Annotated in this window: 20 protein-coding genes and 2 tRNA genes; 8 read left to right on the forward strand and 14 right to left on the reverse strand. The window is 73.4% G+C overall.

The window, feature by feature from the left end; translation table 11 throughout:
* Positions 1–395 precede the first annotated feature (395 nt).
* On the reverse strand, positions 396–1,778 hold the full coding sequence (locus ACN268_RS06655) for a Tat pathway signal protein (protein WP_421487063.1): 1,383 nt from the start codon (positions 1,776–1,778) through the stop codon (positions 396–398).
* A 174-nt stretch (positions 1,779–1,952) separates the two neighbouring features.
* On the opposite strand from ACN268_RS06655, the gene ACN268_RS06660 reads away from it, so the two are divergent.
* Positions 1,953–2,099: a hypothetical protein gene (locus tag ACN268_RS06660; protein WP_421482257.1), complete on the forward strand. Its 147-nt coding sequence runs from the start codon at positions 1,953–1,955 to the stop codon at positions 2,097–2,099.
* Entirely contained in the window at positions 2,096–3,313 is a 1,218-nt protein-coding gene (locus ACN268_RS06665; protein WP_421482258.1) for a helix-turn-helix domain-containing protein, read from the forward strand. Before ACN268_RS06660 ends, ACN268_RS06665 begins: the two co-directional genes overlap by 4 nt.
* 101 nt (positions 3,314–3,414) lie before the next feature.
* On the opposite strand, the gene ACN268_RS06670 is transcribed toward ACN268_RS06665, so the two are convergent.
* Positions 3,415–4,158 (reverse strand): trypsin-like serine protease, encoded by a 744-nt coding sequence (locus ACN268_RS06670; RefSeq protein WP_421482259.1) that lies wholly within the window; start codon positions 4,156–4,158, stop codon positions 3,415–3,417.
* Positions 4,159–4,500: 342 nt separating this feature from the next.
* Between ACN268_RS06670 and ACN268_RS06675 the strand changes: the two genes are divergently transcribed.
* Together ACN268_RS06675 and ACN268_RS06680 are read left to right on the forward strand one after the other, a co-directional pair.
* Positions 4,501–5,454, forward strand: a complete 954-nt coding sequence (locus ACN268_RS06675; protein ID WP_421482260.1) for a helix-turn-helix domain-containing protein — start codon at positions 4,501–4,503, stop codon at positions 5,452–5,454.
* Between the two features lie 15 nt (positions 5,455–5,469).
* Positions 5,470–5,931: a cupin domain-containing protein gene (locus ACN268_RS06680; RefSeq protein ID WP_421482261.1), complete on the forward strand. Its 462-nt coding sequence runs from the start codon at positions 5,470–5,472 to the stop codon at positions 5,929–5,931.
* A 32-nt stretch (positions 5,932–5,963) separates the two neighbouring features.
* On the opposite strand, the gene ACN268_RS06685 is transcribed toward ACN268_RS06680, so the two are convergent.
* From ACN268_RS06685 to ACN268_RS06695, 3 genes are all read right to left on the reverse strand, one after another.
* Positions 5,964–6,036, reverse strand: a tRNA-Arg gene (locus ACN268_RS06685).
* Positions 6,037–6,067: 31 nt separating this feature from the next.
* The gene (locus tag ACN268_RS06690; protein WP_421482263.1) at positions 6,068–7,267 is read right to left on the reverse strand and encodes an RtcB family protein; all 1,200 of its coding nucleotides are present in this window, start codon (positions 7,265–7,267) and stop codon (positions 6,068–6,070) included.
* Between the two features lie 24 nt (positions 7,268–7,291).
* Positions 7,292–7,364, reverse strand: a tRNA-Trp gene (locus tag ACN268_RS06695).
* Positions 7,365–7,740: 376 nt separating this feature from the next.
* Between ACN268_RS06695 and ACN268_RS06700 the strand changes: the two genes are divergently transcribed.
* Positions 7,741–8,517: an alpha/beta hydrolase gene (locus tag ACN268_RS06700; protein ID WP_421482264.1), complete on the forward strand. Its 777-nt coding sequence runs from the start codon at positions 7,741–7,743 to the stop codon at positions 8,515–8,517.
* A 32-nt stretch (positions 8,518–8,549) separates the two neighbouring features.
* Here ACN268_RS06700 and ACN268_RS06705 read toward each other — a convergent pair whose 3' ends face one another.
* The 3 genes from ACN268_RS06705 to ACN268_RS06715 all read right to left on the reverse strand — a co-directional run bounded on the left by ACN268_RS06705 (position 8,550) and on the right by ACN268_RS06715 (position 11,270).
* A complete protein-coding gene (locus tag ACN268_RS06705; protein ID WP_421482265.1) occupies positions 8,550–9,056 on the reverse strand; it encodes a DinB family protein in 507 nt (168 codons plus the stop codon).
* A 142-nt stretch (positions 9,057–9,198) separates the two neighbouring features.
* On the reverse strand, positions 9,199–10,041 hold the full coding sequence (locus ACN268_RS06710) for a M15 family metallopeptidase (RefSeq protein ID WP_421482267.1): 843 nt from the start codon (positions 10,039–10,041) through the stop codon (positions 9,199–9,201).
* Positions 10,038–11,270, reverse strand: a complete 1,233-nt coding sequence (locus ACN268_RS06715) for a D-alanyl-D-alanine carboxypeptidase family protein (RefSeq protein ID WP_421482268.1) — start codon at positions 11,268–11,270, stop codon at positions 10,038–10,040. Before ACN268_RS06715 ends, ACN268_RS06710 begins: the two co-directional genes overlap by 4 nt.
* A gap of 158 nt (positions 11,271–11,428) precedes the next feature.
* Here ACN268_RS06715 and ACN268_RS06720 point away from each other — a divergent pair, with 158 nt between their 5' ends.
* Entirely contained in the window at positions 11,429–11,659 is a 231-nt protein-coding gene (locus tag ACN268_RS06720) for a hypothetical protein (protein ID WP_421482269.1), read from the forward strand.
* Between the two features lie 75 nt (positions 11,660–11,734).
* Here the strand turns inward: ACN268_RS06720 and ACN268_RS06725 are convergent, their stop codons facing one another.
* Positions 11,735–12,514 carry a peptidylprolyl isomerase gene (locus ACN268_RS06725; RefSeq protein WP_421482270.1) on the reverse strand — a complete coding sequence of 260 codons (780 nt, stop codon included), beginning with the start codon at positions 12,512–12,514 and terminating at the stop codon, positions 11,735–11,737.
* Positions 12,515–12,668: 154 nt separating this feature from the next.
* Positions 12,669–13,919 carry a D-alanyl-D-alanine carboxypeptidase family protein gene (locus tag ACN268_RS06730; RefSeq protein WP_421482271.1) on the reverse strand — a complete coding sequence of 417 codons (1,251 nt, stop codon included), beginning with the start codon at positions 13,917–13,919 and terminating at the stop codon, positions 12,669–12,671.
* A 369-nt stretch (positions 13,920–14,288) separates the two neighbouring features.
* On the opposite strand from ACN268_RS06730, the gene ACN268_RS06735 reads away from it, so the two are divergent.
* Positions 14,289–15,485 (forward strand): hypothetical protein, encoded by a 1,197-nt coding sequence (locus ACN268_RS06735; RefSeq protein ID WP_421482272.1) that lies wholly within the window; start codon positions 14,289–14,291, stop codon positions 15,483–15,485.
* Positions 15,486–15,580: 95 nt separating this feature from the next.
* Here the strand turns inward: ACN268_RS06735 and ACN268_RS06740 are convergent, their stop codons facing one another.
* A complete protein-coding gene (locus tag ACN268_RS06740) occupies positions 15,581–16,291 on the reverse strand; it encodes a MerR family transcriptional regulator (protein ID WP_421482273.1) in 711 nt (236 codons plus the stop codon).
* Positions 16,292–16,432: 141 nt separating this feature from the next.
* Between ACN268_RS06740 and ACN268_RS06745 the strand changes: the two genes are divergently transcribed.
* Positions 16,433–18,709, forward strand: a complete 2,277-nt coding sequence (locus ACN268_RS06745) for an ATP-binding cassette domain-containing protein (RefSeq protein WP_421482274.1) — start codon at positions 16,433–16,435, stop codon at positions 18,707–18,709.
* A gap of 91 nt (positions 18,710–18,800) precedes the next feature.
* Here the strand turns inward: ACN268_RS06745 and ACN268_RS06750 are convergent, their stop codons facing one another.
* From ACN268_RS06750 to ACN268_RS06760, 3 genes are all read right to left on the reverse strand, one after another.
* Positions 18,801–19,214 carry a protein-tyrosine phosphatase family protein gene (locus ACN268_RS06750; RefSeq protein WP_421482276.1) on the reverse strand — a complete coding sequence of 138 codons (414 nt, stop codon included), beginning with the start codon at positions 19,212–19,214 and terminating at the stop codon, positions 18,801–18,803.
* A gap of 563 nt (positions 19,215–19,777) precedes the next feature.
* Complete coding sequence (locus tag ACN268_RS06755; RefSeq protein ID WP_421486826.1) at positions 19,778–20,368, reverse strand: hypothetical protein; 591 nt, start codon at positions 20,366–20,368, stop codon at positions 19,778–19,780.
* A 546-nt stretch (positions 20,369–20,914) separates the two neighbouring features.
* On the reverse strand, positions 20,915–21,226 hold the full coding sequence (locus tag ACN268_RS06760; RefSeq protein ID WP_421482277.1) for a MazG-like family protein: 312 nt from the start codon (positions 21,224–21,226) through the stop codon (positions 20,915–20,917).
* Positions 21,227–21,265 lie beyond the last annotated feature (39 nt).

Genomic DNA, 21,265 nt, shown 5'->3' on the forward strand with positions numbered 1-21,265 from the left:
CGGCGGCAAGCTGGGCATAACGCTGAACCTCACTGAAGCCGGACGCGGGACGAGGCACATCAACAGATGTCCTCCGCGTCGTGACGACGGAGGGTCGGCAACATGACGATGAGTATCGGACTTCGGCGATGGCGGCGCATCTGCCGGTGTGGAGCCGACCTGCCCTGCCATGCCCGGCACCGGCTTCCGATCGAGCACGGCCACCGGCCCGGGGACGGTGAGCGGTGACCAGCAGTGCGGAGCAGATGGTCCTCCCGGTTCACCCTCACGGGCTCGACGGCTCGTGCGTCGGGTGCCGGGTGCGATGGGCGCGGTTGTCCCCGCACCCGTGCTGGCAGGTGGAGTGGGCGACCAGCCGGCAGGCCCGCGCGAGCGGATGGCCGAGCGGGGCGGCATCAAGGGGCGACGAGGAGAGCTGCGGCCCGCTGGTCGAGTTGCTTCGCGAACGCAGGCAGGCGTGGGCCGAAGCTGCTGAGCCGGGTACGTATGTTCTTCACGGCCACGGTGGCCCGGCCGGACCGGACGCCGACCATCGAATCAAGAGCGTCGTTCCAACTCTCGGTCGCCTCACGGAGCCGTCCGCGGACACATTGGACGTCGGCGAGGTTGGCCAACGTCAGGGTGTGGATCCGCCGGTACGCGTCGGTATCGCGGGTGGCGACCGAGCGGCGCAGCTCGGTTTCCGCAGCGGGAAGGTCACCCAGGTCGCGAAGCGCCTGGCCTGCCTGACTCGCCAGCGAGGTCGTGGTGAAACCGCTGGTCTGAATCCAGGTCGGCTCGTCGCCCGGGGCCGCCTTCGCGAGGTGGACCTCGGCGGCCCGAAGCGCCGCCGACGTCTTGGCCCGGTCGCCCGTCGCGGCGTGCCCCCGGGCGGTGAGAACGGTGAACAGCGCGGTCGCCGCCGGGGTCGCCCTTCCCCTCGACCAGGCGAGGGCCGAGGTGGCGAGTCGCAACGCCTCCGCACCGTGTCCCAGGTCGACAGCCTGATGCGCCATCGCCCGCAGCGTGAAACCGGCCAACGCCCGATCGTCCGCCTCGTTGGCCAGCCGCAGCGACTGGAGGTAGTACCGCTGGGCCACCCCGTGCAGGGACGAATCGAACGCCTTCCAGCCCGCGAGATAGGTCAACTCGGCGGCGGCGCTGAACATGGCCCGACGATCCTGGTCGGACGCGAAGGTGCCCTGGAGGTAGCCGGCCACGTCGGAGGTGAGGTACTGGACCACGGCGAGCCGCGCATGCCCGCCGCCGAACCGCTCGTCGGCCCTGCTGAACACCGCGAGCATGTCGCGCACGGCGTCGATCTCGCGGCGACCCACCGCCGCGCCCCCGCCCCGCGCCCGTCGACCCCGATCCGCGATGTCCTCCCAGGAGTCCAGCGGAACGGCAAGCGCAGCCAGTGAGTACAGGGCAGTGAATCCGAACGCCCGTCGTTCCACGTCAGCTCTCCCGAGCGTCAGGAGATCAGTGGCCGGGTCGTGCCTCCACCAATCCAGGCCGGTCAGATCAGGGTCCAGGCTATCGCCGACAACAAGCCCGAGATCGGCCGGACCGACGACCCGGCCCAACCGGCGGGAGAACGCTTCGGCCAGATAGCGGGAGGTCGTCTCGGTGGGCTTCACTCCGGCGACCCAGTGCCCCACATGGGAACGGTCACAGGACGGGAGGGCGCCACCGTTCTCCAGCGCGACGGCACGTACCGCTGCGGCGCAGGCGTCGTACGACCACCGGCACTCGCGAACGAGGGCCAGCAGTCTTTCGTTGCGTCGGCGTACTGCCATCGGTGGCCTTCCCCGTTGCACTGCGTTCCACGCGTTCAACACCAACGCTGCCCGGCGCGGCTTCCGGGCACCCCGGCATCACCGTTAACTGCGAGTAGACCCTAGGGGACAGCGAGTGACAGGCGCAATGGTCACCCCGCCTCCCGACCGACGTGGCAGAAGGCGAGAGCGCAGATGATTTCCCAGGTCCTGTCGGTCCTGTTCGGGGGGTTGGTGCCGGGCTTCCTGCTCGGGCTGCTCGCGTTCCGGGTCAAGTCCCGGTGGTGTCCCCGCTGCGGCGGGTCCACCTACACCATGCCGGTGCCGGGGCACGACCGGTGACCGGCCCCGGCCGGCAGCGCACCGGAAACGAGCCGGCGATCGGCCGCCGGATGGCCGAGCTACGGGCGCGGCGGGGCATGAGCCAGCAGGTCTTCGCCGACCGGATCGGCAAGTCGAAGAGCTGGGTCGACAAGGTCGAACGCGGGGTGCGTACCCTTGATCGGCTCTCCGTCATCGACACCGTGGCCGGCGCGCTCGGCGTCGCACCGCAACTCCTGCTCGCCGGGCGGAACCCGCCGGCACCGGCCACCGACGTCGGAGCCGGAGTGGAACGGGTCAGGGCGGCGCTGGCCCGGCACGACACCCCGGCGTCCAGCTCGCTCGGACCGCTGCTGCGGCAGCTCGACGACCAGGCCGGGTACGCCTGGGCGGCGTACCGCAACGGACAGCACCCCCAGGTGCTGCGGATGCTGCCCGACCTGCTCGCCGACAGCCGGCACGCCGGCCACACCGGCCCGGTGGACCCGCCCGTCCTCGACCTGCTGGTGCGAGTGCACCGGCTCACCGCCCAGACGCTGATCAAGCTCGGGGACGCCCACCTGGCCTGGCTGGCCGCCGACCGGGCCATGATCACCGCCACCCGTGGTGACCAGGTGCGGATCGGTCGCGCGGCGGTGACCCTGGCGCAGGTGCTCCGGGCGCTGCGGCGGGGCCGGCTGGCCAGGACCGCCGCGCTCACCGCCGTACGCCAGCTCGGCCCGGCGGCGGCGCAGGGCGACCCGCCGGCGCTGGCCCTGACCGGGGCGCTGCTGGTCGAGGCCGCCCTCGCCGCCGCCAGCTATGGCGACGCCGCCACCGCCCACGACCTGACCGAACGTGCCGCCCCGCTCGCCACCGCCGACGAGCCGCCCGACCCGGACGGCATCACGTTCGGCCCGACCAGCGTCGACCTTGCCCGTGCCCTGGTCGCCACCCACCTCGGCGACCACCACCGGGCCGTGGCCCTGCACCGCCGGGCCACCGGACACGACGGCTGGCGACAGCTCCCCGCCGAACACCGCGCCGCCCACCTCATCGACATCACCCGCAGCCACCTCGACCTGGGCGACCCCGACGCCGCCGGGCGGGCCCTGCTCACCGCCGACCGCACCGCCCCCGGTGAGACCCGCACCCGCCCCGCCGCCCGCGCCGCCCTGACCGCCGTGCTCCGCGCGGGCCCCACCCCGGCAGACGTCGCCCGCCTCGCCGCCACCATCGGGCTGGCCCGCCCCTGACCGGGGCGGGCCACGGAGCCGGGCCCGCCCCGGGCGGGCGTGCCGGGCCGCGACCGTCCGGGGTCACGACCCCAGGTGGACGGCCCGGCGGCCCGCTCACCTCACCACACGCTGGCCTGGTCGATGCCGCTCACATCCATGATCCAGTCGTAGATGTAATTGATCTGTAGCGCCCACGCCAGGTTCACCTCGTCACCGGCGATGACGATGCCGAAGATCCGACCGTCGTAGTAGAGGCCCGCTCCGGAATCTCCTGCACCGATCACCCCGGTTCCGATGTTGCCCAGCTCATAGGCAGAGTTGCCGGCACCCACATAGGGGTGGTGCATGGAGTTGTTCCGCACCGTCATCGAGCAGATCCGCAGCTCGTCGGCAGGGGTGGTCCCGCCGCGAGTCGTGGTACCCCAACCGCTGATCGCGACGTTGAAGTTTCTCGGGACAAGGCCCAGCCCGTACCCCACGATGAGCTGGTTGGCGTTCGGGACGTTGTTCCAGAGGTTGAGCAGCATCGCGTCGTACTGGGGGTTTTTGTAGATCCCGGCGATCCGCATGATGTTACCCAGGAACAACTCGCGATCGCCCGCGACGACAAAGCCGTTGTTGACGTTGCCGCCGAAGTTGTCGAAACAGTGCCGCGCCGTGAGCACCCAGTTGGGGGCGATCAGCGTCCCGGTACACCTGTACTTGACGTCGACGAAGATCTGCACCTGTCCACGCAGGTGACCGGCGGCCGACCCCCCGATGATCGCCGAGGCCGGCTGGGGAACGGCGAGGGCACCGCCGAGGAGGGTCAGGGACAGCATGGCCGCGAGGGCCACCCGCCGCAGTGCCGATGGCTTACGCACAATGGTCTCCGTTCAGGACACGTACCCGATTGCCTGCTGTCGTTGCGGCAGCAGGCGGCCAGCCGGACGGGTAGAGCGAGGGACCCGCTCTGCCCGTGGACGCCACGACGTCCCCGGAACCGGCCGCCCTGATCATGCTGACCAGATCCACATTGGCCCATCCCGCCTGCTGCCGACACGTGGTGGTGCAGGTGCTCCCCCACGAACTCCAGCCTGCTGGATTGACAGCAGGGCACCGCGAAGGTCGACCACCCACCGGCGGTTGTCGCCCCGCTGTTACCCCACGGTGCGGGCACTGTGGTGTGGGCGTCCGGGCGCACGGGTCACCGTTACCGTTGACCGGTGGTCGGCAATCGAGAGACGTTCCGGGACGAGCTGGTCGCCTGCGGGTTTCCGCCGCTGGTCAACAGGCTGGCCGGGGCCGGCTTCCAGGGCCGGGTAGCCACCCGCGACCTCGGGCCGCTGCGGCTGGTCTGCCTCGACACGCCCGCGAGCGCGTGTGTCGGGCGGGAACGCGACGCCTCCGACGGCGGGAACCTGGCGGTCAAGGTGATGACCCGGGGTCGGACGCGGATCGAGCAGGGGCGGGGCACCGCCGAACTCGGGCCGGCCGACCTGGTGCTGCTCGATCCGACGCGCGCTCTCCGGTTCGAGAGCACCGCCTCGGCGCACGTCACCATCCTGGTTCCACGCCGGGAGCTGCGGATGCGGCCCGCGCAGATCGACCGGCTCGTCGGCGTACGCATCGACGGCAGTCACGGTCCGGGTGCTCTCGTGTCGGTGCTGGCCCGGGAGTCGGCGCGGTCGGCGACCGGGCTGCGCGAGGCGGCGGCAATACGGTCGGCGGCGGCCGTCGTCGAGCTGATCGCGGTCGCACTGGAGGCCGCGCTGGGCGACGAGCAACCGGCCCCGGACGAGCGGCTGCGGAACCGGATCGCCGGCTACATCGAGGCCCGGCTGGCCGATCCCGGCCTGTCCCCGCCCGGCATCGCCGCCGCCCACCACATCTCCGTACGACGGCTGCACAAGCTCTTCGAGGACCAGCCACTCACCGTCGCGGCCCTGATCCGCCGTCGCCGCCTGGAGCGCTGCCGGGCCGAGCTGGCCGCAGGCGGACGTACGGTCACCGCCGTGGCCGCCCGGTGGGGATTCTCCGACCCCGCCCATTTCAGCAAGCTCTTCACGACGACGTACGGCTACAACGCCCGCGCGCTGATCGCCAACAACCGTGCACGGACCACCAAGACGCGCACCGCCGGCCAGGAACAGGATGGTGGTCACCAAGGTCGGCAGTAGCGATGGGAGGAAGTCGTGGCGAAGGTGAACATCGTCCGCCCCGGTGAGGGCGAGATCCTCGGCAGCGGGGCGCAGCAGATCCGGATCCTGGAGAACGGCGAGCACACCGAGCACCGGCTGGGATTCGCCGAGGTCACCATCCCGCCGGGCACCCCGAGCCCGTTGCAGCACCGCCACGCCCAGCACGACGAGGGCTTCTACGTGCTGGCGGGAACGTTCCGGTTCACCGTCGGCGAGGACCAGTACGACGCCGGGCCGGGCACCTGGGTCATCGTGCCGACCGGAGCGCCGCACACGTTCGCCAACGTCGGCGAGGGGAACGCGGTCATGCTGAACACGTTCACCCCGGACCTGTACGTGCAGTACTTCCGCGACTTCAAGGCCATGATCGATTCCGGGCGGCCGGTCAACGCCGAGACCATGGCACCGCTGTGGAAGACCTACGCCACCGAGATCTCGACCGAGTACGCCTCGTGAAGCGCACCCGGCCCGACCACCCCGGTGGCCCGTGCCCCGACCAGGATTCGAACCTGGGCTCTCCGGTTTCGTAGACCGGCGCGCTGTCCGCTGCGCCACCGGGGCTCACGGCCGACGCCCGGGGGCGTCGGCCGGTCTAACCCTTCACACACACCACCTGCTTGAGGTGGGCCACCACCTCGACCAGGTCGTCCTGCTGGGCCATCACCGCGGTGATGTCCTTGTACGCGCCGGGGATCTCGTCGACCACCCCGGCGTCCTTGCGGCACTCCACCCCGGCGGTCTGCCGCACCAGGTCGGCGGTGTCGTACGTCCGCTTCGCCTGCGCCCGCGACATCCGCCGGCCGGCCCCGTGCGACGCCGAGCAGTACGCGTCCGGGTTCCCCCGGCCCCGCACGATGTACGACCCGGTGCCCATCGACCCCGGGATGATGCCCAGGTCCCCCCGACCGGCCCGGATCGCCCCCTTGCGGGTCACCAGCACGTCCACCCCGTCGTAGTGCTCCTCCGCCACGTAGTTGTGGTGGCAGGAGATCGGCTCCCCGTAGCTGACCTGCGGGAAGGCGTCCCGCACCACGCCGCAGAGCAGGGCCAGCATGACCGCCCGGTTGCGCCGCGCGTACTCCTGCGCCCACCACAGGTCCCGCCGGTAGGCGTCCATCTCCGGGGTGCCGGCGAGGAACACCGCCAGGTCCCGGTCGGGCAGGTCGGCGTTGTGCAGCAGGGCGCGGGCCACCCCGATGTGCCGCTCGGCCAGCTCCTTACCGATGTTGCGGGAACCGGAGTGCAGCATCAGCCAGACCTGCCCGGCGTCCGGGCCGTCCTGCTCGACGCAGACCTCGATGAAGTGGTTGCCCCCACCGAGGGTGCCGAGCTGGTGCCGGGCCCGGCTCTCCAGCTGCGCCACCCGGCGGTCCAGGGTGGCGAACCGGGCCCAGAAGTCGTCCCAGCCGCGCTGCTCCAGGCCCCGCACCCGACGCGGGTCGACCGGGTCGTCCCGCTTGGCGAAGCCGACCGGCACGACCGCCTCGATCGCCGACCGCAGCGGCGCGAGGTCGTCGGGCAGGTCGGCGGCGGTGAGCGAGGTGCGGACCGCGCTCATCCCGCAGCCGATGTCCACCCCGACGGCGGCCGGCGAGACGGCCTGCCGCATCGCGATCACCGAGCCGACGGTGGCGCCCTTGCCGAAGTGCACGTCCGGCATCACGGCGACGCCCTGCACCCAGGGCAGCGCGCCGATGTTGCGCAACTGCTGCGCGGCCTGCGGCTCGATGCCGTACGGGTCGGTCCAGACCCGTACCGGCGCCTTCGTGCCCGGCAGCGGGGTGAATGCCATGGTCGTTCTCCTCGTTCGTGGGAGCAGGGGTGACAGGATTCGAACCTGCGACCGTCGGGTTTGGAATCCGGTGCTCTACCCGTTGAGCTACACCCCTCGGCGGGTGTCGGGGATCGAAAAAGCCGCCCGGTCCCCTGGTGGGGTGGGCGGCTGCGCAGGTCGCGCCGGCGCTATCCGCGCCGCCACCCCGATCGCCACCGACAACCCCGGGCCCGTTCGCCGGCTGGCAACAGCACGCCGCCGCGCGGTGTGAACCGCGTGGTCCCGGTGCTGAGGTACGGCGACACGGTGTGCTCCCCGGTGGGTCGGTGTGACGTTGCCGTTGAACCTAGGCGGACACCCGCACCGCCGCAACCGGATATCCGCTCCCCCGACGGCCCGGTCAGCCCGCCTCGGTGGGCACGGCGACAGCCTCGGGCCGGCGGCGGCGATGTCGTGTCCGGCAGGGCCGGCAGGCGGTACGGTCCATGGCCATGGCGTTGATGCGGTGCGAGTTCGACTCCGAGGCCCTGGGCATGAGCACGTCGATGACGGTGATCCTGCCGCAACCCGACCCGGCACGGCCGACGCCCACGGATGCGGGCCCGCCGGTGCTCTACCTGTTGCACGGGCTCAGCGACGACGACACCGCCTGGACCCGCCAGACCTCGATCGAGCGGTACGTGTCGGCCCTGGGTCTGGCCGTGGTGATGCCCCAGGCCGGACGCAGCTTCTATGCCGACGAGAAGCACGGCAACCGGTACTGGACGTTCCTCACCGACGAGCTGCCCCGGGTCTGCCGGTCGTTCTTCCGGCTCTCCGACCGCCGGGAGGACACCTTCGTCGCCGGGCTGTCGATGGGCGGCTACGGCGCGGTGAAGTGGGCGCTGCGGCAACCGGAACGGTTCGCCGCCGCGGCCAGCCTGTCCGGGGCGCTCAACGTCGCCCACCGCCGCTACGCCCCGGACCGTCCGCTCGACCCGGACGTCTGGCACACCGTCTGGGGCGACGTCCCGGCGGCCGGCCCCGACGACGACACCGTGGCGCTGGTGGGCCGGGCCGGGGCCGACACTCCCCCGCTCTACGTCGCCTGCGGCACCGAGGACTTCCTGTACGACGACAACGAGCGTTTCGTCGCGGCGGCCCGGGACCGGGGCGTGCCGGTGACCGTGGACTTCTCCCCCGGCGACCACGACTGGCCGTACTGGGACGCCACGATCCGCGACGTGCTGGCCTGGCTGCCGCTACGCACCCGACCCGCCGCCGGCTGAGCCGGGCCGGGGCCGGGCGGCGGATCGGCGGGTCAGACGCCCACGCTGCCGTCGACGGCCTCCAGCAGCAGGTCGGCGTGGCCGTTGTGGCGGGCGTACTCGTGCATCATGTGCAGCATCACCAGGCGCAGCGACACGTCCTCGCCCCAGCGCGCCTGGTGGCCGGTGACGTCGAGCGAGGCCGCCGCCCGCTCGATCCGCCGGGAGTGTTCCACCTCCCGCTGCCACGCCGCGAACGCCTCCGCGCCGGTCGACCCCGTCGGGTCGTACGCCTGCTGGTAGTCGCCGTCCTCCGACCAGAGCAGCGGCACGTCCTGCGCGTCGATCACCCGACGGAACCAGGCGCGTTCCACCTCGGCGAGGTGCCGCAGCAGGCCGAGCAGGGTCAGTTGCGACGACGGCACGGCCCGCTGGCGCAGCTCCTCGTCGGTCAGGCCCTCGCACTTCATCGCGAGGGTGGCCCGGTGGAAGTCGAGGAAGGCACGCAGCGTCTCCCGCTCCCCGGCGCGCAGCGGCGGGCCGATCCGTTCGGTGGTCATGTCGGGTCCTTCACGGGACGGGGTCGCCCCGGGCGGGCGGCCGGGAGCCGTCGGGCAGCCTAGCGGCCTGCCACCGCCGACCCACCGCAGTTACCCCGACCGGCGGTGGGCGGCCCGACCCCGGAGCCGGCGACCGGGCCGGTCAGCGGGGCAGGGACGCGCGGGCCACCGGGAAGTCGAAGTAGGTGTCGGGGTAGGGCTCGTCGGCGTACCGGTAGTGCCACCACTCCCGGTCGTAGTTGACGAAACCCTCCTCGGTCATCAGGCGTTCCAGCAGGCCCCGGTTGGCCCGGGCCGCACCGGTGACCCGGGGGTCGGCGGTGTGCGCGAGCGGGTCGAAGCAGTCGAATCCGGTGCCCATGTCGAGGGTGCCGTCGGCGAACCGCCTGTCGGCCGGGTCGGTGCAGGCCACCAGCGGCTGGCCCGGGGCGTACGAGGCGCGGGGCGGGGCCGGGCGGGGCTCCAGGGTCAGGTCGAGGGTGCTGCCCCGGCTGTGCGCGGTGGGCGCGCCGAGGTAGCCGTCGGCGAACAGCCTCGACTTGGCCACCCGGGGATAGAACTCCGCCTTCGTCTGCTGTGCGGCGGGGTCCTTCGCCCAACGGACGAACTCGTCGGCGGCGCGCTGCGGCCGGTAGCAGTCGTACACCCGCAGGCTCAGCCGTTGGGCGCGGGCGGCGTCCTGCACCCGGCGCAGCGCCTCGGCGGCGGGCCGGGTGAGCAGGCACAGCGGCTCGTCGTAGCCGTCCACCGGGCGGCCGACGAAGTTGTGCGGGCCGGCGTAGCGGATGTCCACGACGATGCTCGGGTCGACCTCGGACAGCAGCACCACGTCGGCGGGGGCGCGCGGTCCGGTCGGGGTGGGCATGGCGACGCTCGGCACCGGCGCGGGTTGTGGCGGCCGGCCACAGCCCGCCGTCGCGAGCACCGCCGTCGCGACCAGCAACCGGAGCAGCACCCGTCGGGGGTGGTCCGCGCCGGCTCTCACCGCCGTCGGCGTCCGGGCTGGGGTCGGTGCCGCAGGGCGAACAGCAGCCCGGCGAGGCCGGCCACGACGGCGGCCAGGGAGACCGCGAGCAGCGGACGCGACCACGGGTGACCGTCCGGGTCGAGCCGGGCCGGCCCACCGGCGGCGGCCAGCGCGGGCGGGGTGGCGGTGGCCGACGCGGACGGGCCGGCGGTCAGCTCGCCCGGGTTGACCAGCCGGCCGACCGCCGCGCCCCGGGGCACGCCGAACCCCCAGTCGAGCAGGGCCGCGCCCTGTTCCCAGCCCCGCCTGTCGAGCACCTCCGCGCCGAGCAGGGTGACCACCAGCCGCCGGCCGCCCCGCTCGGCGGCCCCGACGTAGGTGTGCCGGGCCAGGTCCGTGTAGCCGGTCTTGCCGCCGAGCGCCCCCGGGTAGTGGTCGAGCAGCTGGTTGTCGTTCTGGATCGGGAACGCCTTCTCGCCGAGCGCCGGCTGGGCGGGGATCATCGTCTCCCGGGTGGTGTCGTAGCGGCGGAAGGTGGCGTCGGCGAAGCAGGCACGGGCGATCAGCGCCAGGTCGTACGCGCTGGTGAACTGGCCCGGACCGTCCAGCCCGGACGCGGTCACCGCGTGGGTCTGCAACGCGCCGAGCTGCCGGGCGTGCTCGTTCATCGCCCGCAGCCCACCGGGCAGCCCGTCGGGGCCGCCGCCGAGGCGGGCCAGCGCGTTGGCCGCCTCGTTGCCGGACTTGAGCAGCAGGCCCAACCAGAGGGTCTCGATCCGGTACCGGCCGCCCTCGGCGAAGCCCACGGCGGAGCTGCCCGGCTCGATGTCGAGGTCGCCGGGGGTGAGGGTGACCGTCTCGCGGGGGTCGAGCTTCGGCAGCACGGTCGCGGCGAGCAGCAGCTTCTGCACGCTGGCCGGGGTGCCGTACTCGTGTGGGCCGCAGCCGCCGAGCACGTCGCCGCTGTCCAGGTCGGCGACCAGCCAGGAGACGGCCGGCACGGCGGGCGGCCGGGGTGTCCCGGCCGGTCGGACCTGCCCCGTGGTGGCCAGGGCGGGGCCGCCGACCACGCGGGCGGCGGGGTCGGCGTGGGGCGGGACGGGTCGGGGTGGCCGGGACACAGCCGGCACCGGCGCGCACGGGCCGGTGGTGACCGCCCCGGCGGCGTCCGCCGCACCGGCGGGTGCGACGACCGGCGACAGCAGCAGGGCGGCGATGGCGGCGGCGGTACGTCCCCGAACTCTCACGCTGACGAAGGTAGTGACGCCCGCCCCGCCGGTCCGCCGATCCGGCGAATCCCACCCGGTGGGTGCGGACCGGCCGCTAGCATGCCGCCGGGTGGCCGGAGGTGTCGACGGGGGTGGATGGGGGTAGCGGAGGGTAGGCCCCGGTGAAGGAGGAGACCATGACCGACCCCCGTTACGCCCCGATCGGCCTCGCGGCCGGTGGTGACCTGGTCGACGTCGACGATGTCGACACCCGTCCCGTGGTGGGTGCGGACGACGCCCGCGCCGACGCCGCCCGTGCCGGCGCGGACGTGGACCTGTCCGACGCCGCCCGCGACGGCGACGGTGTGCCGGTCGGCGCGGCCGACGCGGACGCCGACCGGACCCGGGCGGCAGGCGAGCAGGGCTGACGTCGGGTGGGGGCGGTCAGCCGCCCCCACCCGATGTCACCCCCGGCCGGCCCGCGACGGGCCGGCCGGCATCGTTCAGTGGCCCCGGATCGCGCGGTGGATCTGCACCGGCAGGGCCGGAGCGCCGTCCACCGGCGCGGGGTCCTCGGGGGTGGGCGCAATGCCACCGGCGGCGATCTTGTCCAGGGTCTTCAGCCCGGCCGCGTCGATGCTGCCGAACACGGTGTAGTTGGGGCGCAGCGCCGAGTCCGACTGGACCAGGAAGAACTGGCTGCCGTTGGTGTCGGGCCCGGCGTTGGCCATGGCGAGCGTGCCCCGGGCGTAGAGCCGGCGCACCCCGGTGGGGTCGGTCGGCGCGGGCGGCAGGTCGGTGGGCAGCTCGTCGCGGTAGCGGTAGCCCGGCCCGCCCTCCCCGGTGCCGGACGGGTCGCCGCACTGGAGCACCTGCAGCGTCGGATACGCGGTCAGCCGGTGGCAGGGCGTCCAGTCGTAGAACCGGTGCCGCGCCAGGTGCAGGAAGCTCTGCACGGTGCACGGGGCCTGCTCGCGGTCCAGGGTCAGCCCGATCGGTCCCTGGCTGGTGCGCAGGGTGACCCGGACCGTGCCGTCGTCGGGCGTCCGACGCGGGTCGGGCGGCAGCGGCACCGGCCGGGCCGGCGGCTCGTCGGGCGTGGACGTGTACGCGCACGGCCCCTTCGTGGTCCGGGCGGCGGTCGGCCCGTCGGCGGGCGCGGCGACGGCGGCGGTGCCACCGGCGACGACCAGCGCGGCCGAGGCCAGGGCCGCCCCGGCGAGGCGGGCCAGCCGGCCGTGGGGGCGCGACCCGGCGGCGGACGGTCGGGGTTCACTCGACACTGAATGGTCCTCCTGGACTCGTGGTACCGGAGAGACGACGGGTACCGGAACGACCGGAGTCTATGGAGGCTCGCACCGGTTGTCGACGCCGGCCGATCCCGGCGGGTCGTGACCGCCGACGCGCGCCGGTGCTCCCCGGCGGGACGGGTCGCCGTCAGTCCCAGGCGACCCGCCGCCGGACCCGGCGGCGGGTCCGCCGCCGACGGCCGACCGCGAGCAGGACGGCCAGCAGGCCGACCAGCCCGGCCGCCCCGCCGACCACCGCCCCGCCGAGCCACTGCGGTGCGCCAGGCGTCGGGCGGGGAGCGGCCGGCGCGGCGGCCACCGGGGCGGACGGTGGGGCCGACGGGCTGGCGTCGGTCAGCTCACCGGGCTCGACCAGTCGCCCCACCGAGGCGTCCCGGGGCAGGCCGAAGCCCCAGTCGAGCAGCCGCGCCCCCTGTTCCCAGCCGCGTACCGGGCGGGCCTCCGCCCCGAGCAGGGTCACCACCAGTCGTCGTCCACCGCGCTCGGCGGCCCCGACGTAGGTGTGCCGGGCGAGGTCGGTGAAGCCGGTCTTCCCGCCCAGCGCCCCCGGGTACCGGTAGATGAGCTGGTTCTCGTTCTGGATCTGGAAGCCGGGTTTGCGCAGCGCCGGCTGGGCCGGGATCTGGGTGCGTTCGGTCAGGGCGTACCGGCGGAAGGTGGGGTCGGCGAAGCAGACCCGGGCGATCAGCGCCAGGTCGTACGCGCTGGTGAACTGGCCCGGACCGTCCAGCCCGGACGGCGTCACCGCGTGGGTCTGCAACGCCCCGAGCCGGCGTGCCTCGGCGTTCATCTCGCGGACCCCGGCGGCGGCGCTGCCCGCACCCAGGCGGGCCAGCAGGTTGGCCGCGTCGTTGCCGGACTGGAGCAGCAGGCCGAGCCAGACGGTCTCGACCGGGTAGCGGCCACGGTCGAGCAGGCCGACGGCGGAACTGCCCGGCTCGATGTCCAGGTCGGGGCGGGTGACCGTGACCACCTGCTTCGGGTTCAGCTTCGGCATCATGGTGGCGGCCAGCAGCAGCTTCTGCACGCTGGCCGGGGTGCCGTACTCGTGCGGGCCGCAGCCGCCGAGCACCGCTCCGGTGTCCAGGTCGGCGACGAGCCAGGAGGTCGCGGTGACCGGCGGCGGCGCGGGCGCACCGGGCGGCACGGTCAGCCCGGGGGTGGCCAGCGCCTCGCCCCCCACCCGCTGCTGCTCGGGCACGGCCGCGGGCGGCGTGGGCCGGGGCGGTCGGGTCACCTTCGGCGCGGGCAGCTTCGGGCACGGCACGACGGCGGCGGCCGACCCGGCGCGGACCGCACCGCCCGCGGTGGCGGGGATGGCCGGCACACCGGTGAGGAGTACGGCCGCGACGCCGGCGGCCAGGACCCGGGCTCTCATGGTGAGGCACCCTACCGAGGCGGCAACCGGGTTCCCCAGGGGGCGCGACCGACCCGACGGGAGTCCCGCTCCTCACCCTGGATCACTCTTGGGTGACAGCAGGTAGCTGAAATCGCCTCCTCCGCGCGGCGATGGAACCGCTCCCACCCCCACTGAGCTGGCATTTCTTCGTCGATCACCGAGAGCGACCGAAAGCTCACGAGAATTCTTGAACGATCTTCTGCCGGTCCCCGTATCCATCGCCGCAAGGACGGATCGGGGCGGACGCCAATGCCGGGCGTCGGACATCCGGTCCGCCTTGACCCCAGCCACCGTCGGGCCACCGGACGCCACGCCGTCGCGACCCGCCGGAGATCAGAGGAGAGGTACATGGCCAGGCCAATGCGGAAGAATGCCGTCCTCAAGCTCGGCGGAGTGGGCGCCCTGGCGGTGCTGCTGCTGGGCGGCGGTCTGCAACTCGCCTCCGCCGGTGAGAACACCGGCAGCACCGCCGCGCAGACCGTCAACTGCCCGACGGTACGGGACAAGCTGCCGGCGGTCCCCGCGTCGGCCGCCGCCGGGGTGGAGCGGGAACTGGCCAACCTGGACGAGGAGATCGCCCGGCAGAACGAGCGGTTGGCGAAGCAGGCGGCCAACCCGCAGGGCGGCGCGAACTTCATCAACAACGCGATCCTCGGCCCGCTGAAGAGCAAGCGGGTCGCGGTGCTGGACCGCATCGAGATCAACTTCAACCGGGCCGGCGCCCAGCGGCCCAACCTGGACGCCCTGGCCACCTGCGGCCTGAACGCCCCGGGTGTGGCCAGCGCGCTGAACAGCTCCGTCAAGGCCGGCAACGCCGCCACCGGCGGGAACAACACCACCGCCGCCGCCCAGACGGTGAACTGCCCGACGCCGCAGATCCCCGCCGTCCCGGCCCAGGCCGCCGCGAACGTCCAGGCCGAACTGGCCAACCTCGACAAGCAGATCAGCGAGGCCAACGCCCGCCTCGCCCAGCAGGCCGCCAACCCCCAGGGCGGCGCCAACTTCATCAACAACGCCATCCTCGGCCCCCTGAAGGACAAGCGCCAGGCCGCCCTCGACCGCATCGAGATCGCCTTCAACCGCGTCGGCGCACAGCGTCCCAACCTCGACAACTTCGCCGCCTGCGGGCTCAACGGCGCGGGTGCGGGTAACGCCGGCAACGGCAACGCGGGTGCCGGGAACGGGAACGCGGGCAACGGCAACGGCAACGCGGGCAACGGGAACGGCAACGCGGGCAACGGGAACGCCGGTGCCGCCCGGACGGTGAACTGCCCGACGCCGCAGATCCCCGCCGTCCCGGCCCAGGCCGCCGCGAACGTCCAGGCCGAACTGGCCAACCTCGACAAGCAGATCAGCGAGGCCAACGCCCGCCTCGCCCAGCAGGCCGCCAACCCCCAGGGCGGCGCCAACTTCATCAACAACGCCATCCTCGGCCCCCTGAAGGACAAGCGCCAGGCCGCCCTCGACCGCATCGAGATCGCCTTCAACCGCGTCGGCGCACAGCGTCCCAACCTCGACAACTTCGCCGCCTGCGGGCTGAACTGACCCCTTGCGCACCGACGGCCCGGCGGATCCTCCGCCGGGCCGTCCGGCTGTGCGCGCCAGGCAGCGGGCGGGCACAATCCCCGGGGGCGTCCGGTTCAGGTGCCGGTGGCGTCCAGGTAGTCGTGCAGGGCGGCGGAGGCCCGCAGCCGGCGCAGGCTGCGCCGGTTCAGCTCCTGCTCCCGCCGGGCGAGTTCGGCCCGGACCCGGTCCGGTCGGCCGGTGCTGCGCAGCTCGTCGAGGACCGCCGTGATGATCTCGAACGGGTAGCCGCCCCGGCGCAGCAGCGCCACCACCTGCGCCGCCCGCGCCTCGGCCACGTCGTACACCCGGTAGCCGGTGCCCCGCTGCCGGTGCGGGCGGAGCAGGCCGCGCTGCTCCCACAGGCGCAGCTGCGAGGTCCGCACCCCCACCTGGGCCGCCACCTCGCCGATCCGGGCGTCCCGGCGGGGCACGGCCGCCGGCCGGCTGCCCAGCACCGTCTCGAACGCGCCCAGCACCCGGGCGATCTCGGCCCGCTCGCGGTCCAGCTCGGCGTGCCCGGCGTCGAGCGCGGCGAGCGCCGCCGGCAGCTCACCCCGGTGCACGGCCGCCAGCACCTCCCGGGTACGCGCCCAGCCGTGCCCCTCGGCCATCCGGCGGGCCACCGCCAGGGCCCGGACGTGGCGGTCGGTGAAGATCCGGTAGCCGCTCGGGGTGCGGTCGGTCGGCGGCAGCACCCCGTCGGCCAGATAGTTGCGCACCTGCTGGGTGGAGATGCCGGCGCTGGCCGCGACGTCGACCAGCCGCCACCGTCGCTCCCCCGTCACCCGGCCTCTCCCCACCGCTCGCGTTCCCGCCCACCCTAGTGGTTGTCACGTGGTTTGAGACTTCCCGCCATATTGCCGGTCGACCGACGCGTGAAGTACGGAGAAAGTCTCTACATGAGCGTGAATGAGAAAATCGAAGGTATGGAGCAACCAGCGCAGTCCGCCGCCGACCGCCACGACGTGATCGAGGTACGGGGCGCCCGGGAGAACAACCTCACCGGCGTCTCCGTCGACATACCCAAGCGACGGCTCACCGTCTTCACCGGGGTCTCCGGCTCGGGGAAGTCCTCCCTGGTGTTCGGCACCGTCGCCGCCGAGTCCCGCCGCCTGATCAACGAGACCTACAGCGCCTTCCTCCAGTCGTTCATGCCGAACCTGTCCCGCCCCGACGTCGACTCGCTGCGGAACCTGACCCCGGCGATCGTGGTCGACCAGGAGCGGATGGGGGCGAACTCCCGCTCCACCGTCGGCACCGCGACCGACGCGTACGCGCTGCTGCGGATCCTGTTCAGCCGGCTCGGTGAGCCGCACGTCGGCGGGGCCGGTGCGTTCAGCTTCAACCTCGCCGAGGGGATGTGCCCGACCTGCGAGGGGCTGGGCCGCGTCTCCGACCTCGACGTGTCGGCGATGGTGGACGTGGAACGCTCGCTCAACGACGGGGCGATCCTGGTGCCGAACTTCGCCGTGGACTCCTGGTACTGGCAGACCATCGTCGGGTCCGGGCTGTTCGACCCGGACGTCAAGCTCCAGGACTTCACCCCGCAGCAGTGGGAGGACTTCCTGCACAAGCCGGCCACGAAGATCAAGGTCGGCGCCAACAGCTGGACGTACGAGGGGCTGGTGGTGAAGGTCCGCCGGCTCTACCTGGCCAAGGACCGGGAGTCCATGCAGGCGCACATCCGGGCCTTCGTGGACCGGGCGGTCGCCTTCGCCACCTGCGCCGCCTGCGGCGGGGCCCGGCTCAACGCGGCGGCGCTGTCCTCGACGATCGCCGGCCGGAACATCGCCGAGTGCGCGGCCATGCAGATCAGCGACCTGGCGGAGTTCGTCGGCGGGATCGACGCGCCGTCGGTGGCCCCGCTGGTGGCCGACCTGCGCGACACCCTGGACTCGATGGTGGAGATCGGCCTGGGCTACCTCAGCCTGGACCGGGAGTCCGGCACCCTGTCCGGGGGCGAGGCACAGCGGGTGAAGATGGTCCGCCACCTCGGGTCCAGCCTCTCCGACGTGACGTACGTCTTCGACGAGCCGACGGTGGGGCTGCACCCGCACGACATCGCCCGGATGAACGGCCTGCTGCTGCGGCTGCGCGACAAGGGCAACACGGTGCTCGTCGTCGAGCACAAGCCGGAGACGATCGCGATCGCCGACCACGTCGTCGACCTGGGTCCGGGCGCGGGCTCGGCCGGCGGGCGGATCTGCTACACCGGCGACGTCGCCGGGCTGCGCCGCTCCGACACCCTGACCGGCCGGCACCTCGACCACCGGGCGACCCTGCGGACGGCGTTCCGCCGGCCCACCGGCCACCTGGCGATCCGGGGAGCCGACCTGCACAACCTGCGCGACGTCGACGTCGACCTGCCGCTGGGGGTGCTCACCGTCGTCACCGGGGTGGCCGGCTCGGGCAAGAGTTCACTGATCCACGGGTCGCTGCCCCGCCGCGACGGCGTCGTGGTGGTCGACCAGTCCCCCATCCGGGGTTCCCGACGCAGCAACCCGGCGACCTGGACGGGCCTGCTCGACCCGATCCGCACCGCGTTCGCCCGCGCCAACGGGGTGAAGGCCGCGCTGTTCAGCGCCAACTCCGAGGGTGCCTGCCCGACCTGCAAGGGGATCGGGCTGGTCTACACCGACCTGGCGACGATGGCGGCCGTCGCCAGCGTCTGCGAGGCGTGCGAGGGGCGGCGGTACACCCCCGAGGTGCTGGCCTACACGCTGCGCGGCCGCAACATCAGCGAGGTGCTCGGCATGTCGGTGACCGAGGCCCGGGAGTTCTTCCCGTCCGGCCCGGCCCGGGTGGTGCTGGACCGGCTGACCGAGGTGGGCCTCGGCTACCTGACCCTGGGACAGCCGCTGACCACCCTGTCCGGCGGGGAACGTCAACGGCTCAAGCTGGCCGTGCACATGGCCGAGAAGGCGGCCACCTACGTCCTGGACGAGCCGACCACCGGCCTGCACCTGGCCGACGTGGACCAACTGCTCGCCCTGCTGGACCGGCTGGTCGACGCCGGCAACACGGTGATCGTCATCGAGCACCACCAGGCGGTGATGGCGCACGCGGACTGGATCGTCGACCTGGGCCCCGGTGCCGGCCACGACGGCGGCCGGATCGTCTTCACCGGCACCCCCGCCGACCTGGTCACCCACGGTGACACCCTCACCGCCCGACACCTGCGCGAGTACGTCGCCTCCCGCTGAGCGGGGCCACTCCCCCGCCCCCGTCGGTGGCCGGCCGCCGACGGGGGCGGGCCGACGCGGTCGGGACGGGCCGACGCGGTCGGGACACCGGTCAGTGGTCGGGGAGCCGGCGCAGCCAGGCGCGCTGCCAGGGGGTCTCGACGGCCTTCGGATGGTAGCGGTCACGGACCCACCGGACGGCGTCGCGGGCCGGCACCCCGTCGAGGATCGCCAGGGCGGCGAGGGTGGTGCCGGTCCGGCCGATCCCGCCCCGGCAGGCCACCTCCACCCGGTCGCCGGCGTGGGCGCGGCGCAACGCCTCACGGAAGGCGTCCAGGGCGTCGACCCGGTCGGTCGGCAACCAGAAGTCGGGCCACCGGATGCGCCGGTGCGCCCAGGCGGGGGTCGGCCCGGGTGCCAGGATCAGGGCGAAGTCGGCCGGGGACACCGCGTCGGCCACCCGCCGCCCGCGTACGGTCGCGCCGCTGGGCAGGGTGACCACCCCGGTCGTGCTGGACCAGTCCACCCCGTGATTCTGCCCGCTGCGCGCACAGCGCGCCGCCCCCGACCCTGACGGGTCGGGGGCGGCGCGTGTCGATGTGCGGGTCGCCTCTCGGCGCGTGGCGCGACGCGGCTCCAGCCGAACGGAACTCCGCGAGGGCATTTCAGGTGAGGCCCGGGGACACCGAACACACCGACACCCCGCACAACGCGGCACCCCACCTACTCCTTCCCCACCCTCCGGTGACCCACGTCACCATCGATCCGTCGGTCGGCTGTGGCCGGTTGGCCGACGCGGCTGGCGGCCGACGCAGCCGGCTGGCCGACGCACGCTGACGGCTACGGCGACAGCGGGCTGGGCGAGGTCCGCCAGGGCAGCGCGGTCCCGGGTGCCCCTGCCAGACGGCATCACCGCGTGGCCCTGTGTGGAGAGTTGTGGTGCCTGGGGCAGCAAGAAGTCTCCACGATCCGCACCGCACCGCCCGCCCGCCGATCCGCCGGCAGCCACCGAACCATCGGCAGGAACGGGTGGACGTGGCGATGGCCGGCACCCCGCGTGGGGGTGCCGGCCGTCGTGTCGTAGGGGGGTCAGCTGTTCCAGTGCTGGGCGACGAGGTCGGCGGCCTGCTGTTCCCACTGGGCGTAGTGGTCGGGGTAGGCGGAGACCTGGACGGTCTGGGCGGCCTTGGTCAGGGGCATGTCCTGCCAGCCGTCGACCTGCTTGAGGCCCTTGAGGAACGCCAGGGTGGCGTACTCGGGGTCGGTGATCTGCTCCACGGTGCCCCAGCCGCTGGACGGCCGCTGCTGGAACAGGCCCTGCGAGTCGTGGTCGTTGCGGTCACCGAGGTGGCCGAGGTTCTCCAGCTTCGACTCCTGCAGGCTGGTCGCGATGGACACGACGGCGGCGCGTTCGTCCATGCCGGCCTTCTTGGTGGCGGCGATGATCGCCTTGGCGTTGCTGGTCTGCTCGTCGTTGAGGTCGATGCGGGACTGCTCGCCCTGCACGCCGTGCGGGATCAGCTTGGTGGTGTCCACGGTGGGCTTGTCGGCCTGGACGGTGGCGACGGGGCGGGTGTCGATGGTGGGGGTGTCGTGGTTGAGCGGGCCGGCGGCGATGCCTCCGGCGACGGCGAGACCGGCGATGCCGAGGACGCTCTTACGCAGGATGGTGGTGTTCATGATGGTGGTCTTCATGGGGTTGCTCCTTCGGGGGTAGACGCCCCGACCCGGCCGGTGGAGGGCTGGGTGTGCCCGTGGGGGGACGGGCAGCGGAAGGGGGCGTGGGCACCACGTCGGGGGCGCTCATACGGGGGGAAAGTCTGAGGGGGTTCCGGTGGGGCCTGCCGGCCGGGGTGGTGGCCGCTCGTGCCGGGGTCAGGTGTAACGACCGGGGGTCCGGGGTCATTCCCGCCGGGGGGGGTGCGGGGTCGGCCGGGGTACTGCCTGCTGCGGTCGTACCGGGGGTGTAACGAGCGTCGGTGCCGGGTCATTCCGCCGGCGGCCGGGACGTCGGGTGGTCCGGGGTGCTGCTGCGGTCGTACGCAGGGTGTAACGCCGGGGGCGGGGTCGGGATTCCGGCCCGGGGGTGCCGCCGGTCACGACGACAGCGGTCGGACCGGGTGATACCGGACGATCGTCGCACCGGCACCGGCACCGGCACCGGCACTGGGGCCAGGGCCAGGGCCGGGGCCGGGGCGGTATCGGCCATCGGGGTCGGGCGGGTCGTCAGGGGGTGATCCGGGACTCGACCTTCGCGGCGCAGGCGGTCACCACCGACCGGGCGTCCAGGCCCAGGCTCTCGATGGCGACCAGGGCGGTTAAGACCACGTCGGCCAACTCGGCGGCCACCTCCGCACGGGTGTGGGTGACCCCCTTACGGGGATTCTGGCCGAGCACACCGATCCAGGCTCCGGCGGCCTCCCCGGCCTCCTCGCTGAGCTTGAGGATGCGGCAGGTCAGCTCGGTCTGGTCGGTGCCGTTGGTGGCGTCCAGCCAGGCGCGGGCGGCGCGGGCCGCGTTCCAGATCACCTCGTCCACCCGTCCAGTGAACCGGACGGGGGTGACGATCCGCGCCCG

Source organism: Micromonospora sp. WMMD735, from assembly GCF_049178995.1.
GTDB classification, from domain to species: domain Bacteria; phylum Actinomycetota; class Actinomycetes; order Mycobacteriales; family Micromonosporaceae; genus Micromonospora; species Micromonospora wenchangensis.

What these genes read in the sequence shown, in the direction of transcription:
- ACN268_RS06655 (WP_421487063.1), bottom strand. Translation starts at nt 1,778, where the DNA reads ATGGCAGTACGCCGACGCAACGAAAGACTGCTGGCCCTCGTTCGCGAG.
- ACN268_RS06660 (WP_421482257.1), top strand. Translation starts at nt 1,953, where the DNA reads ATGATTTCCCAGGTCCTGTCGGTCCTGTTCGGGGGGTTGGTGCCGGGC.
- ACN268_RS06690 (WP_421482263.1), bottom strand. Translation starts at nt 7,267, where the DNA reads ATGGCATTCACCCCGCTGCCGGGCACGAAGGCGCCGGTACGGGTCTGG.
- ACN268_RS06700 (WP_421482264.1), top strand. Translation starts at nt 7,741, where the DNA reads ATGGCGTTGATGCGGTGCGAGTTCGACTCCGAGGCCCTGGGCATGAGC.
- ACN268_RS06705 (WP_421482265.1), bottom strand. Translation starts at nt 9,056, where the DNA reads ATGACCACCGAACGGATCGGCCCGCCGCTGCGCGCCGGGGAGCGGGAG.
- ACN268_RS06720 (WP_421482269.1), top strand. Translation starts at nt 11,429, where the DNA reads ATGACCGACCCCCGTTACGCCCCGATCGGCCTCGCGGCCGGTGGTGAC.
- ACN268_RS06730 (WP_421482271.1), bottom strand. Translation starts at nt 13,919, where the DNA reads ATGAGAGCCCGGGTCCTGGCCGCCGGCGTCGCGGCCGTACTCCTCACC.
- ACN268_RS06735 (WP_421482272.1), top strand. Translation starts at nt 14,289, where the DNA reads ATGGCCAGGCCAATGCGGAAGAATGCCGTCCTCAAGCTCGGCGGAGTG.
- ACN268_RS06745 (WP_421482274.1), top strand. Translation starts at nt 16,433, where the DNA reads ATGGAGCAACCAGCGCAGTCCGCCGCCGACCGCCACGACGTGATCGAG.
- ACN268_RS06755 (WP_421486826.1), bottom strand. Translation starts at nt 20,368, where the DNA reads ATGAACACCACCATCCTGCGTAAGAGCGTCCTCGGCATCGCCGGTCTC.